The organism is Aedoeadaptatus urinae (assembly GCF_900155585.1).
In the GTDB taxonomy this organism is placed as follows: domain Bacteria; phylum Bacillota; class Clostridia; order Tissierellales; family Peptoniphilaceae; genus Aedoeadaptatus; species Aedoeadaptatus urinae.
In genome coordinates this window covers 21623-36023 of sequence record NZ_LT707415.1, presented here as the reverse complement: position 1 = coordinate 36023, position 14401 = coordinate 21623, and the positions used below count along the sequence as shown (strand labels likewise).

Genomic DNA, 14401 nt, shown 5'->3' with positions numbered 1-14401 from the left:
CGTTTCTCGTTTTCTTTTTGATTATCTTGTAGGTTTTAGTACGCTATAGTATAATCTCAAAAAAGAAAAGCACAGAAGGAGGCCTTAATCTTGAATACAACAAAACTTTTCGAGAGACGTCGGATTTGTTGCAAGCACGACGCAAAGATCACTTGCACCTCCGGCTCTATGAGACATCGTGTATAATAGAGAACGCCTGTGTATTTGAGATTGGAGGGAGAACATCATGAAAAAATTCGGTTTACTTAGTATTTTAGCCATGGTCATGGCATTTGCATTAGTCGGATGCGGATCCGGCGCAAACAACGCAGCGAACAATGAAGGTAAGAAGGAAGCACCTCAAGTGAGCCAGGAAGAAATGGATGCCGCCGTCAAGGCCATTAAGGACAAGGGCAAATTGGTCTTGGCCACCAGCGCCGACTACCCGCCCTACGAATGGCACCTTGTAAAAGACGGTAAAGACGAAATCGTCGGCTTCGACGTGGAAATCGCCAAGGCCATCGCCGATGAAATGGGCGTGGAGCTTGAAGTCAAAGACTTGGACTTCGACGGCATTATCCCCAGCATCGCCTCCGGTCAAGCGGACATCGGCATCGCCGGCCTCTCCGCCACTCCGGAACGTGAAGAAGCCGTCAACTTCTCCGTACCCTACTTCACCAACGAACAAGTGGTTCTCGTTCGCAAAGAAGATGCGGACAAGTACAAGAAGATGGAAGACTTCGCCGGCAAGGTCGTCGGCGCACAAACGGGATCCATTCAAGAGGACACCGTTCGCGAAAACTTCCCGAAAGACGTGGAATTAAAGAGCCTTGCCAAATTAAACAATCTGGCAATGGAAGTTAAAAACAAAACCGCCGACGCCCTGGTCATCTCCAAAAGCTCCGGCGAACAATACGCTAAGCAATTCCCCGACCTCGTCGTCATCGATGCCGGCGTTCCCGAAGAACCGGGCGTATGTGTCGCATCGAAAAAAGGCAACGACGCCTTGACCGCATACATTAATCAAGTGGTTCAAAAGCTGATCGACGAAGGGAAGATCGAAGGCTGGATCGCAGAATACGAAAAACTGGCCGACGAATCCACTACTGACGCTCCCGCCGGTGACGAAGCCGCTGCCAATAACGCTGCCAACTAAAACAACGGCAATTAAGAATTGTTCTAATTACAGAGTTAAAACTGTTTCCTCGTGAAACAGTTTTTTCTATCGAGGAGGAAGAATGAAGTTAATGAAATCTTGGATGGCCTTTCTAAATAAATACGGCCCATCCTATTTAGACGGCACCTTGATGACCCTGAAGCTCTCCTTTTTAGGGGTGCTCTTCGGTTTTATCCTGGGCATTATTATCGTGCTGCTTCGTCGCTCGAGGCTAAAGCCTCTGCAAGCCATCGCAAAAATTTACGTGCAGCTGTTTCGAGGCACGCCATTATTGGTTCAAGTAACGATATTTTACTACGGTTTTTCCAGCGTTCTCCCGGATCAATACGCGTCCTTAAAAAATCCCTTTGCTTTAAGCTTAATCGCCGTGTGCATGAACTCCTCGGCCTATGTGTCGGAGATTATTCGCGGCGGGATCAACGCAGTGGATCGCGGCCAAGGGGAAGCGGCGGCGTCCTTGGGTATGAAGAAGAGCCAAATTATGCGCTACATTATCTTGCCCCAAGCCGTTAAGACCGTGCTTCCCGCTCTGGCCAACGAGTTCGTTACCTTGATTAAAGAAACGGCCATTGTCTCCATTGTGGGCATCGGCGATTTAATGTATCAGGCGAGAGTAGTGGGAGGGGCGACCTATAAGCCCTTTATGCCCTATGTAACGGCGGCACTTATTTACTTGATTCTCGTAACGAGTCTTTCCAAGGTCATCGGTGTATTTGAAAAGAGGTTGGCTAACAGTGATTCGCATTCATAATCTGACAAAAAGTTTCGGCGACAACCAAGTCCTGAAAGGCATTTCCACGGAAATCGCAGACGGGGAAGTGGTGGTCGTCATCGGGCCTTCGGGCTCCGGCAAATCCACCTTCCTTCGCTGTTTAAATCGGCTGGAAGAAGCCGATGGCGGCGAAATTATCTTCGAAGGCGTGGACGTCAACGACAAGAAGACGGAAATCGAAAAAATTCGCGAAGACATGGGCATGGTCTTTCAGTCCTTTAACCTCTTTCCCCACAAGACCGTCATGGAAAATATCACCATGGCGCCGGTGCTGGTTAAGGGCATGGATCAAAAGGCGGCTCAGGCCAAGGCGGAAAAGCTCTTGGACCGCGTTGGCCTTTTGGACAAAAAAGACAGCTACCCCAGTCAACTCTCCGGGGGACAAAAGCAGCGGATCGCCATTGTGCGCGCCCTGGCCATGGAGCCTCAGGTCATGCTCTTTGACGAGCCCACCTCAGCTCTCGACCCGGAAATGGTGGGCGAAGTCCTCGACGTTATGCAGCAGCTCGCCAAAGAGGGAATGACCATGGTGGTGGTCACCCACGAAATGGGCTTTGCCAGAGAAGTGGGGGATCGCATCCTGTTCTTAGACGAAGGCTATTTGCTTGAAGAAGGCACGCCGGAAGAAGTTTTCGGCCATCCGAAGGAAGCCCGGACGCAAGAATTTTTAAACAAAGTGCTCTAGGCGCTTATAGAAAACTATTATAGTGACGAGAGATAGTTCCGGATAATCAATAGCATAGAAAAAAGGAGATGTGCACGTTCGATAAGTGCACATCTTTTTTTGTCTTCTAAAATTATAAGAATTTGATTTAACCCGCAAGTAAAATGTCATTACTAAAAAATGCCGAGATGAAGATAAATAAGATATAATAAAATAAACAGACGAGCTGATTGGGTTCGCAAGAAAAGATTCGGGAGGAAAGAAATGAAAAAAGAAGTGTGCCTGGCCATTACCTCGATGATACAAATCGTCCTGGTCATCGCCCTCGTCGTCTTGCATGTGCTGAGCAAAGTGACGGCGGGCTTAAGCCGCCACTTACACCTTAAGCAGAGCTATTACTTGCTTCATCTCTTTACAAAGACCAACACCTTAATGATGGCGGCGGCGATTCTAATCATCAGTCTGGCCTTTGTTGTTATGGCGAAGAAAAGAAGATTGGACGATCGAGCCAAAGGGCTTTCTACTTGGGCCGGCGTCCTCATTCTCGGACTCTTGCTCCCTCAGGCCAGAGCGGTATTGATCTATCCCTACATTGTGGGGATCTTGGCGATCTGTTGGGCAATGAGCATGATCCAATGCCTGTTATTTATAAAATCAAATAAGAAAGCGTAAGGGCAATTTTTTGATCATCGCTTTCGAATAAAAACAGCGTCTTTTCGTGAGGCGCTGTTTTTTGCTGAATACATTTTTCTCGGAGCGATGGGTATAAATCAAAGACGAAAGGAGTCTTATGAAAAAAAGAGTTTTCATGGCCTTGCGCCTTGTTTTAATTGCCGTCCTGCTTTTTTCTCTGGGAAAGATCGGCCTCTATTACAAAGATCAATACGCCTACGATCGCACAAAAAAAGAAGTGGAGGCCGTCTACAAACAAAGCGAGAAAATAAATTCGGGCGGGGAAGATGCCGACGCCTCGACGAGGAATCGAATCCGCTCCATGCAAGAGACCTATCCCAATCTCGTGGCGTGGATCGAAATCCCCGGAACGCCCCTTTCCCTGCCGGTGGTGCAGGGCAAGGACAACGACTATTATCTGAATCACGACATTGAGGGCAGCTACAATGCCTTGGGCGTGCCCTTTATAGACTACAGGAACAAAAAGGATTTTTCCGACGGCAACACCATCATCTACGGCCACCGGGTGAAAAACGGGAAGGTCTTTCATCCCTTGACCGCCTACGAAGATCCGGCTTTCGTAGAAAAGGCGCCGCAGATCATTTTAAACACGGCAGAGGGCCGCAAGGTGTATCAAATTTTCGCCGCCTACGAGGCGAGCCCCTACGAAGATTTCCGCTCGCCCAATTACGAGGGGGAAAAGCTTGCGGCCTTCCGCACCCGGGTGGAAGCAAAAAACATTATAAAGGGACCTATGGACTGGCAGGGAGAAAAAATCATCACCTTGCAGACCTGTACGGAGAAAGACCGACGAATGGTCGTCCACGGCAGGCTAGTAGAGGAAAAATAGGCACAAAAAAAGCGTCTCATCGAGAATGATGAGGCGCTATTTGTTTACGCATTTTTTTCGGCATCTTCCAAGAAGCGTTCACCGACGCGATAGATATCGCCGGCACCCATGGTGAGGATCACATCGCCCGGGCGGCTTTTTTCTTTTACATACTCCAGGATTTCGTCCTGTTCGCCGATGTAGATGGCTGAATCGTGATTGGCCTTCACCGCTTCCACCAGTGTCTTGGAATGGATGTCGCCGTAATCTTTTTCTCTCGCCGCGTAGATGTCGGCGATAATGGTCATGTCCGATTCCTTGAAGCTGTGGCTGAAGCTGTCCAAGAGCAACTTGGTCCGAGTGTAGGTGTGAGGTTGGAAAATACAGATCAGCCGATTCTTCACCGTGGGCTTTAAGGCGTGAAGGGTCGATGCGATTTCCGTCGGGTGGTGGGCGTAGTCGTCGATGACGCGGATGCCGTCCACTTCGCCTTTAAATTCCAAGCGGCGACCGACGCCGTGGTAGTTTAAAACGCCTTTAACGGCATCCTCCACGGGGATGTTGTTTTCCACACAGGCACTGATGGCGGCCAAAGAGTTGGACACATTGTGCAGGCCCATGACCTGCAGTTGAATGGGGGCTATTTTTTTGCCGCGAATGTACAGGTCGTAGTGCGGGCGTCCCGTGTGGGGATCGATAACCAGATTCCGCGCTTCGTAATCGGCCTCGCCCTTGTGGCTGAAGGTGACGATCCGACTCTTGGTGGCATCCTTCATGCTGTAGGCGTAGTCGTCGTCTTTATTTAAAATCAACAGATCGTCCTCGCCTAAATTGCCTGCGTAGGCGCGGAAGGTTTCGAGAATGTGGTCGATATTGTCGAAAAAGTCCAAGTGGTCTTCGTCGATGTTTAAAATAATCGCCGTGGAGGGGAAGTATTTCAACACATTGGCCCGGTATTCGCAGGCTTCCGTAAGGAAAAAGTCTCCGGTGCCGATGCGCACATTGCCGCTGATTTCGCCGAGGTTGCCGCCCACCATAATGGTCGGGGAGAAGGGCTCGTCTTTAATGGCCGTGGCGATCATGGACGTGGTGGTCGTCTTGCCGTGAGTGCCGGAGACGGCGATGGAGACGTGGAAATTTTTCATGACAGCGCCTAAGAATGTGGCGCGATCCACGACGTCGATTTTTTTCGCGATGGCCGCCAAGTATTCCGGATTGTCCATTTGAATGGCGTCGGTGTAGACGACGAGATCCGCATCTTCGATTTGGGCGGGATCGTGGTCTTCGTAAACCGTAATGCCCAATTCTTTTAAGTGATCCGTAATGGGCGACGCCTTCCGGTCGCTGCCGGAGATGGTGTAGCCCTTTGAAAGCATCAACGCCGCGAGGCCGGACATGCTAATGCCGCCGATGCCGATAAAGTGGATATGGTGGTAATCCTTTGTACCAAATTGGAATTGAAACATGCTTACCTCACTTCCTGGTAGTTATTTATGAAACGACAATAAAAAAATTGCGGAAAAACCGCAATTTCTTATTTTCCGGAATAGAATTCGACGATCAATTGGTCTTCGATTTCGATCGGGATATCTTCACGAGCGGGTTCGGAGCTTAAGGTAGCCCGATTGTTTTTTTCCTTCGTGATGTAGGGATAGGCGTTGACGAAATTGGTTTCAAAGTTTTCTTTGAACATGTCAACCTTGCGGCCGCGGTCGCTTAAAGAAATCACGTCGCCGACTTGGACTTGGTAAGAAGGAATGTTGATCTTCTTGCCGTTGACGTGAATGTGACCGTGGGTTACCATTTGTCTTGCTTGACGAATGGAGGATGCAAAACCCATACGATACGTTAAATTATCTAAGCGGACTTCTAAGCGCTTAACCAATGCAGGACCGGTTTCTTCGCCGGCCTTTTGGGCGTCGAGGACGTAGCGATAGAATTGTTTTTCCATCACACCGTAGTACGCTCTCAGTCTTTGTTTTTCCAACAATTGCTTACCGTATTCGGTTAACTTCTTGTCGGAACGAGCCGTGCCTCTGCCGGCGCGGTTCATTGCCTTCGGATGTCCACATACGTTAAGACCTAATCTTCTGGATTGTTTAAATCTAGGTCCCATCATTTTTGCCATTGTCTTCACTCCTAAATTATAATTTGCCGCGATAATTTAGAACCTCTAGCATTATACAAGATAATAGGCGGCTTGTAAAGGAAAAAAAGGGCATATACCGCTTTTTTATCCCTTGTGCTATACTGAAACGAGACTGAAGAGGAGGGCTTATGCATTTCATTTTTCAAGACACCCAATATATCGACGTGGTGGCCGGAAAGGTCATGGAACACAAGGATATTGAACTTAAAGACGGAAAGATCGCAGCCATTGCCGAGGGCGGCAGCTTAAAGGGCGGGGACATCGTCGACGGCCGGGATCTGTTGCTTGTGCCGGGCTTTATTAACGCCCACACCCACCTGGGCATGAGCTATTTCAGAAATTACGCCGACGATATGGACCTAAACACCTGGCTCACCACGGCCATATGGCCCCTGGAGGCCCACTTGACCCGTGAGGATATTTACTGGGCCAGCATGCTTTCCATGGCGGAAGGCATTTTGTCCGGAACAACGACCTTCTGCGACATGTATTACGAGCTGGATCGTGTGGCCGATGCGGCGGTAGCTATCGGCATGCGGGGGCTTTTAACCCGCGGCCTTACGGACATCGACGGCGGCGGCGACGAAAAGCTGGAAGAAGCCCGCATGCTTTACGTCAGCAGCCACGGCAAGGGCGACGGCCTGATGGAAGTGGCACCGGCACCTCACGCAATTTATACCTGCAGCGGCGATTACATTAAACAGATCATCGAGCTGGCCGGCGAAATGGACGGCATTCTTCACACCCACCTGTCCGAATCGAAAAAGGAAATGGAAGATGCCGAGGCCCTTTACGGCGCCACGCCCATTCAATACATGTGGGGTCTGGGTCTGGACAAGGTGCACACCATTGCCGCCCACTGCGTCCACATGACGGAAGAGGACATGGATCTGGTGGATCCCGAGAAATTTTTCCCGGTACACAATCCATCCAGTAATTTAAAATTGGCAAGCGGCATCGCCCCCATACAAAAAATGATGGACAAGGGCCTTACCGTGGCCTTGGGCACCGACGGGGACAGCTCCAACAACAATCAAAACATGCTGGAGGAAATGCACATCGCGAGTCTGATCGCCAAGGGCGTGAGCTACGATCCCGAGGTCTTAAGGGCGGAGGACGTGCTGCGCATGGCCACCATTAACGGGGCAAAGGCCCTGGCGCGGGAAGATGAAATCGGCTCCATCGAAGAAGGAAAGCTCGCCGATATTACCTGCTTTAATTTAAATTCTCCGAGCTTTACGCCGAAAAATAATCTCATCAGCGCTCTGTGCTATTCGGCGCAGGCGGAAGATGTAAAGCACGTCTTAATCGGCGGCGAATTCGTCCTGAAAGATCGTCGATTGACGAGGGTGGATCTGGACGAGATTCGCGAGACCGTGGAAAATAAATTTAAAGAGCTCTTGGAGCGAAAAGCCGTGAGCGATGAAATGAACGGCGACCGATAGGCCGCGGAAAGTGAGGAAATTTTGGATAAAAAAGTAGTTTACTCCGCCATACAACCCTCCGGAAATTTAACCATCGGCAATTACCTGGGTGCCCTCAGCAATTTTTCCGATTTGCAGAGGGAGTTTCAATGCATCTACTGCGTCGCCAATATGCACGCCATTACCGTGCCCCAAAAGCCCGCCGATTTAAGAAAGCGCACCTTGGATTTAATCGCCCTCTACGTCGCTTGCGGCGTGGACCCGAAGGAATCCATTTTATACATTCAATCCCAAGTGCCGGAGCACACGGAGCTGGCATGGGTCTTAAACACCATTACCTCCATCGGACAATTAAATCGCATGACGCAGTTTAAGGACAAGTCCCAAAAACAAAAGGAAGTCTATGCCGGCCTATTAAACTATCCCGTGCTTATGGTGGCGGACATTCTTCTCTATCAATCGTCCTTCGTGCCCGTGGGGGAAGATCAACGGCAACATATCGAGCTCACCCGTGACATCGCCGAGCGGTTCAACACTCGTTACTCGCCGACCTTCACCATCCCCGACATTATGGCGCCGAAGGTAGGCGCGCGGATTATGAGCTTACAGGATCCCACGTCGAAGATGAGCAAATCCGATCCCGACGAAAACGCCTTTATTTTAATTCTCGACGAGCCCGACGTCATTCGCAGAAAGATCAAGCGGGCGGTCACCGACTCCAAGGCCACCATCGCCTATACCGACGAGCAGCCGGGGGTGAAGAATCTGCTGGACATTTACTCCTCCTTTAAGCACATCAGCCCCGAAGAGGCGGAGCGGGAATTTAAATCCGCGGGCTACGGCGAGTTGAAGGAGTCCGTGGCGGAAGCGGTAGTGGAAGGTTTGGCTCCGGTGCAAGAGCGCTTCCACGCCATTCGCGGCGACAAGGATGAGCTGGAGGCCATTTGCAGAGAAGGTGCGGAAAAAGCATCCTACTTGGCACAGAAGACGCTAAGAAAGGTCTATAGGAAAGTGGGAATAGTACAATTTTAAACAAGACTTGACTTATGACAGAAAACTTTCTATAATTAAGCCAACTTAATTCAGTGAAGGAAGAGTAGATTGTCCCTCGTCTTTAGAGAGGTCGCGCGTGCTGGAAGCGATTGGCGAAGCAATCGAAGGTCGCCTTCATTTCCTTTCGCGAGAGCGAAACGGCGTCCCGTCGTTATGGGGAAGAAGTGCCGTAGCAATACGGAATAAAGGTGGTACCGCGGAATCTCGTCCTTTTCAGGGCGAGATTTTTTTGTTTGCAGGAGGAATTATGAACAGTATGCAGAAGACTTATGATCCCAAGGATTTTGAATCGCGCATCTATGCCGATTGGATGGACAAAGGCGAATTTACCCCGAATCGCGACAAAGACAAGGCAGAGGGCAAGAAGCCCTTCACCATCGTCATGCCGCCGCCGAACGTCACGGGGAATTTGCACATGGGTCACGCCATGAACAATACCTTGCAGGATATTTTGATTCGTTTTAAACGCATGAGGGGCTACAGTGCCCTGTGGGTTCCCGGAACGGACCACGCCTCCATTTCCACAGAAGTGAAGGTGGTAGAGAAGCTTCGCAACGAAGGGAAGTCCAAGGACGGCCTGGGCCGGGAAAAATTCCTGGAAGCCGCTTGGGCGTGGACGAAGGAATACGGCGGCAACATTAACAATCAATTAAAGAAGCTGGGCGTCTCCTGCGACTGGTCCAGAGAGCGCTTCACATTAGACGAAGGCCTTTCCCATGCCGTGGAAGAAATGTTTATCCGCCTGTATAACAAAGGCCTGGTCTATCAGGGAGACCGCATCATCAACTGGTGCCCCCACGATAAAACCGCCCTTTCCGATGCGGAAGTGGAACACAAGGAGCAGGAAGGTCGTATGTGGACCTTCCGCTATCCCATCGACGGTGAAGACGACGCCATTATGATTTCCACGACGCGGCCGGAAACCATTCCCGGCGACTTGGCCATTGCCGTCAATCCGGAAGACGAACGCTACAAAGATTACATCGGCAAGCACGCGATTATTCCCGTCATCGAACGGAAGATCCCCATTATCGCCGACAGCTATGTGGATTCGGAATTCGGCACCGGCGCCGTAAAAATCACGCCGTCTCACGACCCCAACGACTTTGAAGTGGGGGCACGCCACGACCTGGGCCAACTTTTAATTATGGACGAAGAGGCTCGCCTCAACGAAAACGCCGGCAAGTATGCGGGATTAATGCGTGATGAAGCGCGCAAAGCCATCGTCAAGGATTTCGACGAAGGCGGTTATTTGGTAAAAATCGACGATCACCACAACGCTGTGGGTCACTGCGAGCGCTGCAAGACCGTCATCGAGCCCATGCTGTCCAAGCAATGGTTTGTCGCCATGGAAGAATTGGCCAAGCCCGCCTTGGAAGCTTACGAAAAAGGCGAGCTGCACTTCGTACCGGAACGCTTCGGCAAGATCTACACCCACTGGCTCGAAAACATTCGCGACTGGTGTATCTCCAGACAATTATGGTGGGGCCACCGCCTGCCCGTTTACTACTGCGACGATTGCGGCGAAGTCATGGTTTCTAAGGAAGCCGTGCATACCTGCAGCGCCTGCGGTAGCAAAAACATTCGTCAAGACGAAGACACCTTGGACACCTGGTTCAGCTCCGCCCTGTGGCCCTTCTCCACCATGGGCTGGCCGGATTCTACGCCGGACTTGGATTACTACTATCCCACCGATGTCCTCATCACGGGCTACGACATCATCTTCTTCTGGGTTATTCGCATGGTCTTTTCCGCCTTGGAAATCACCGAGGAGCTGCCCTTTACCGACGTCTACCTCACTGGCCTGATCCGCGACGAGCAGGGACGGAAGATGTCCAAGAGCTTGGGCAACGGCATCGATCCCTTGGAAGTCATCGATCAATACGGTGCCGACGCCCTGCGTCTCACCTTGGTCACGGGCAACAGCCCCGGCAACGATATGCGCTTCAGCTATAAGCGGGTGGAAAGCAATCGGAATTTCTGCAATAAATTGTGGAATGCATCCCGCTTCGTGCTCATGAATCTGCCGGAGGATTTCTACGGCGCCAAGGTCATGAAAGATAAGCTGCATACGGAAGATCGCTGGATTTTGACCCGCGTGGATGAAACCATTGCCGAGGTTCAGGAAAAAATCGAAAAATACGATATCGGCATGGCGGCGGAAGTGGTACACGACTTTATTTGGGACGAATACTGTGACTGGTACATCGAAATGGTCAAGCCCCGCCTCTACGGGGACGACGTGGAAGACAGAGAAGTGGTTTACGGCGTCCTCCTCGACGTGCTTGAAAAGATTTTGAAGTTGCTTCATCCCTTTATGCCCTTCATCACGGAAGAAATTTACGCCTTCCTGCCCTCCACGGAAGGGGATCTTATCGTCAGCGATTGGCCGGAATGCGGCGTCTATAATTATCATGACGATGTGGAAAAAATTTCCATTCTTCGCGAAGCCATTCGCGGCATTCGCAACGCCAAGGCCGAAATGGACATCGAGCCCTTCAGAAAGAGCAAGCTCTATCTCTTAACTGACGACGATGCCCGGGCGGAGGTCTACGACGAAATAAAAGCCCACTTCGCCAATCTGGCTAACTGCACTTCCATCGAGCGAATTGGCGATCGCGACGCCGTATCCGACGACGTGATCTCCGTCGTCGTGGAAAAGGCGGAGCTCTTCCTTCCCATGAAGGACCTGGTGGATTACGACAAGGAAGCCCAACGCTTGAAAAAGGATATGGAAAAGACCCTGTCGGAAATTGAACGGGCGGAAAAGAAATTAGCCAACGAAAGCTTCGTCAGCAAGGCCAAGCCCGAAGTCGTTCAAAAAGAGCGGGAAAAATTGGAAATGTACAAGGAAAACCTGAAGAACCTAAAGGAACGGGCCGCCTTTGTCGAAAAACAATTAGGCGAATAGGTCTTCTATTTCTGAAAGAAAATCAATTCATATTGAATTCGTGCATAACTCGGAGTCCTTCGGGTAACTGTTTAAGGAAGGATGAATCATAAGATTCAAAAGCGTACAAGGGAGGCGTATTTGTGAGAAAAAGCAAAAAGGCCATGGATATTATCGTGGCCCTGATACTTCTCGTCTTTTCCTGCGTCTGCTTCTTTTCTTTTTACGGAAACACCGTGGGGCTGAGCTCCTGGCAAGAGGCCTTGCTGCCGATTTTAAATCAGGAATGGGGATTCTATCTCTTCGCTGTCTTTGCGGCACTCACCGCCGTCTACGGCTTGTTTCTGTTCCTGCGTTCCTTAATCGTAAAGACACGGGAAAGAAGCATTCGTTTGAAGCGAGACGACGGCGAGGTCTATTTGACGGAATCTTCGGTGCGGTCCGTTGTGGACTGCACGGTGAGAGACTTCCATCAAGTGTCTCGCCCGGAAGTCGCCGTGTATATTCGCAGCGGCAAAGAGCCGACGATTAAATCGAAAATTGCCTGCGGCGTCAAGGACTTGGAAGACTTACAGGCCTTGGCCGAAGCTATTCAAAAGAATGTGCGGGACAATTTAGAAAACTACGTAGGCTTTCCCGTGGGGGATGTAGAAGTCACCTTCACCGATCCCGGTGAGGCGAAGACAGAACAGGTAGCGGGGTGAGGCTATGCGACTATTTACACAGGATGAACAGCAACAATTTCATTACCTGGGGGAATACGACATCGTCCCCAAGCAAGGGCTCCTGCCTCAAGCAACGGACGGGCGTCCCTTGGACCGACCGGGAAGAGGTCTTTTCTCATCGCCTCTGTTGATGCGTTACAAAAAGACCGCCCTGGGTATGGTGGCGGGTTTAATTCTCGGACTGTTGCTTATCACCGCGGGATTTTTCAAAACCTTGCTACTCGTTATTTTAATCGCCGCAGGCTTCGTCGTCGGAGGATTTTTCGACGGCAATCCCGTGGTGCACAAGTTTTTAAGTTCTATCGGCTAAGAGAAAGGACCGGATGATGACTAACGAAATCAAAAAAAATGCAGAAGAAGTAAAGGAAGCCTTAAAGGATTTACCGGAGGTTCCCGGCGAAGATGCAAAGGAAGTGGAACACAAGGACTCTTTGATCTTTAACAATTCCGTCGTAGAAAAAATCGTCTCCTTGGCCGCTCGTGAAATAAAGGGCGTCCTGGATTTAAAGGGCGGCTTTATCTCCGGCATTACGGAAAGCTTCGGCGCATCCAACGACACCAAGGGTGTGGATGCCACCATTAACGGAAAAGAAGTGGTTCTTGACGTCAAAATGCTTTTGGAATTCGGTCAATCGGCTCCCCGTATTTTTGAAGAATTAAAAGAATACACGGAAAAACAACTGAAGCTCATGACCGGGCTGGATGTCGTCGAATTGAATGTAGAAATCGTCGACGTCATGACGCGAAAAGATTTTGAAGAAAAGAAACAAAAGAGCCTGACCAATCAAGTCGCCGGTCAAGTCACCGGAAACAAACAAGATTACAATCGCCAATGGTAATGACCGATTTGGTTGAAAATAATTTTTAATGGATGCCGAGTTTTTCGGCATCTATTTTTTATGCCCTGACTGACTTTTTCATATATAATGGTTCTGATAAAAAGTATCATGAATGGCGCACGCCATTTGCGCAGGTTTTCGGAGGAGATAATGAGAGAAAAGGATTTTAAAATGCCTACCTTCGGCGTCGGTCCGATTTATGTTTTCATCTGTTTCTGTCTTACCGTGGCGGGGATATTATTAAGTCATCATGGGCTTTTAAGTGCGGGACTCTGCATGCAGGGAAAAATTATCTTCAAAGTCGCCGGAATCCTCTCTGTCCTTTTCGGGGCGATGCTGTGGATCGCGGCGGTGCTCGTGGAGAAAATCAATCTTAAGGTGCGGGAGGCGAAGCTCGCAACCACCGGCGTCTACGGGGTGGTGCGTAATCCCGTCTACTCTGCCTTTATTTTTGTATTCACCGGCGCTTTGCTTTTCGCCGCCAATTTTCTCTTGCTCCTTCTGCCGATCTTCTACTGGGGATTTTTAACGGTGCTGATGAAAAAGACGGAAGAGAAGTGGCTGCTTCGCCAATTCGGTGAGGAGTATGCCGCCTATTGCAGGGAAGTGAATCGGGTTATCCCTTGGTTTCGAAAAAAGAAATAGCATGTTAACCAAAAAAAGCCATGGGAAGATCTCTCCCATGGCTTTTCAAATGCAAAACTGCCTTAGCTTTCTATATTTTTTATTGTCGCGATAAAGGCCTCCACCCGGGCCTCGTCGCTTAAGGATTGATCCGTTTCGGGAAATTCTTTTTTCGACAGAGCCAAAGAGAATACCAGCACGTCGTCCAATCGCTTTTGGTAAACGGTAAAATTCCCTTCGCTGTAGACGGCATAGGTGGCTAAGCCTTCTTTTTCCTCTTGAGGCACGGACGCGGCCTCGTCGCCGAACATAGCCAGCACCTCCATGCCTTCCGGCGTCAGGGTCAGGGTGCCATCCGCCTCGTCGATGAGGGCGGCATCGGCCAGTTCGCTCATGTATTGGCACAGAAAGAAGTAATTCATGCGCCCTTCTTTTAACACGGCGTCGTAAAAATCCTTCCGATCCGCCACGCCGCCACGAGCGTTCATGGAGGAGAGGAGGTAAAGTTTATCCGCCGCCAGTGTGTGTAATGTTTCTTTTTTCATCCTATCACCTATAAGAATTATAACACCGAAGGGGAAAAGATGGGTCGGATAATGATATA

At 50.1% G+C, this 14401-nt stretch carries 15 protein-coding genes and 1 other annotated feature; of the genes, 12 read left to right on the top strand and 3 right to left on the bottom strand.

Annotated elements, in window-relative coordinates; genetic code table 11:
* The first annotated feature begins 226 nt into the window (after nt 1-226).
* The 5 genes from BQ7397_RS00180 to srtB all read left to right on the top strand — a co-directional run bounded on the left by BQ7397_RS00180 (nt 227) and on the right by srtB (nt 4114).
* A complete protein-coding gene (locus BQ7397_RS00180) occupies nt 227-1135 on the top strand; it encodes a transporter substrate-binding domain-containing protein (RefSeq protein ID WP_083703326.1) in 909 nt (302 codons plus the stop codon).
* Between the two features lie 82 nt (nt 1136-1217).
* Nucleotides 1218-1907, top strand: coding sequence for an amino acid ABC transporter permease (locus tag BQ7397_RS00175; RefSeq protein ID WP_077074189.1), 690 nt, complete (start codon nt 1218-1220; stop codon nt 1905-1907).
* Nucleotides 1891-2613 carry an amino acid ABC transporter ATP-binding protein gene (locus BQ7397_RS00170; protein WP_077074188.1) on the top strand — a complete coding sequence of 241 codons (723 nt, stop codon included), beginning with the start codon at nt 1891-1893 and terminating at the stop codon, nt 2611-2613. Before BQ7397_RS00175 ends, BQ7397_RS00170 begins: the two co-directional genes overlap by 17 nt.
* Before the next feature lie 243 nt (nt 2614-2856).
* On the top strand, nt 2857-3264 hold the full coding sequence (locus BQ7397_RS00165; RefSeq protein ID WP_077074187.1) for a hypothetical protein: 408 nt from the start codon (nt 2857-2859) through the stop codon (nt 3262-3264).
* Between the two features lie 118 nt (nt 3265-3382).
* Nucleotides 3383-4114 (top strand): class B sortase, encoded by a 732-nt coding sequence (gene srtB / locus BQ7397_RS00160; RefSeq protein ID WP_077074186.1) that lies wholly within the window; start codon nt 3383-3385, stop codon nt 4112-4114.
* A 44-nt stretch (nt 4115-4158) separates the two neighbouring features.
* Here srtB and murC read toward each other — a convergent pair whose 3' ends face one another.
* Both murC and rpsD read right to left on the bottom strand, forming a co-directional pair.
* Nucleotides 4159-5559, bottom strand: a complete 1401-nt coding sequence (gene murC / locus BQ7397_RS00155) for a UDP-N-acetylmuramate--L-alanine ligase (protein WP_077074185.1) — start codon at nt 5557-5559, stop codon at nt 4159-4161.
* A 68-nt stretch (nt 5560-5627) separates the two neighbouring features.
* A complete protein-coding gene (rpsD, locus tag BQ7397_RS00150) occupies nt 5628-6221 on the bottom strand; it encodes a 30S ribosomal protein S4 (RefSeq protein WP_077074184.1) in 594 nt (197 codons plus the stop codon).
* A gap of 149 nt (nt 6222-6370) precedes the next feature.
* Here rpsD and BQ7397_RS00145 point away from each other — a divergent pair, with 149 nt between their 5' ends.
* The 7 genes from BQ7397_RS00145 (at nt 6371) to BQ7397_RS00115 (ending at nt 13818) form a co-directional block, all read left to right on the top strand.
* Nucleotides 6371-7687 (top strand): amidohydrolase, encoded by a 1317-nt coding sequence (locus BQ7397_RS00145; protein WP_077074183.1) that lies wholly within the window; start codon nt 6371-6373, stop codon nt 7685-7687.
* A 21-nt stretch (nt 7688-7708) separates the two neighbouring features.
* Complete coding sequence (trpS, locus tag BQ7397_RS00140; RefSeq protein WP_077074182.1) at nt 7709-8698, top strand: tryptophan--tRNA ligase; 990 nt, start codon at nt 7709-7711, stop codon at nt 8696-8698.
* Between the two features lie 48 nt (nt 8699-8746).
* Nucleotides 8747-8934: a binding site (T-box leader), on the top strand.
* Between the two features lie 32 nt (nt 8935-8966).
* Entirely contained in the window at nt 8967-11630 is a 2664-nt protein-coding gene (locus BQ7397_RS00135) for a valine--tRNA ligase (protein WP_077074181.1), read from the top strand.
* 122 nt (nt 11631-11752) lie between these two features.
* Nucleotides 11753-12313: an alkaline shock response membrane anchor protein AmaP gene (gene amaP, locus BQ7397_RS00130; protein WP_077074180.1), complete on the top strand. Its 561-nt coding sequence runs from the start codon at nt 11753-11755 to the stop codon at nt 12311-12313.
* A 4-nt stretch (nt 12314-12317) separates the two neighbouring features.
* Nucleotides 12318-12644 carry a DUF2273 domain-containing protein gene (locus BQ7397_RS08930; RefSeq protein ID WP_083703325.1) on the top strand — a complete coding sequence of 109 codons (327 nt, stop codon included), beginning with the start codon at nt 12318-12320 and terminating at the stop codon, nt 12642-12644.
* 13 nt (nt 12645-12657) lie between these two features.
* Nucleotides 12658-13173 carry an Asp23/Gls24 family envelope stress response protein gene (locus tag BQ7397_RS00120; RefSeq protein WP_083703324.1) on the top strand — a complete coding sequence of 172 codons (516 nt, stop codon included), beginning with the start codon at nt 12658-12660 and terminating at the stop codon, nt 13171-13173.
* A gap of 150 nt (nt 13174-13323) precedes the next feature.
* Complete coding sequence (locus BQ7397_RS00115; protein WP_077074178.1) at nt 13324-13818, top strand: methyltransferase family protein; 495 nt, start codon at nt 13324-13326, stop codon at nt 13816-13818.
* Nucleotides 13819-13880: 62 nt separating this feature from the next.
* Here BQ7397_RS00115 and BQ7397_RS00110 read toward each other — a convergent pair whose 3' ends face one another.
* On the bottom strand, nt 13881-14342 hold the full coding sequence (locus BQ7397_RS00110) for a DUF4364 family protein (RefSeq protein WP_077074177.1): 462 nt from the start codon (nt 14340-14342) through the stop codon (nt 13881-13883).
* Nucleotides 14343-14401 lie beyond the last annotated feature (59 nt).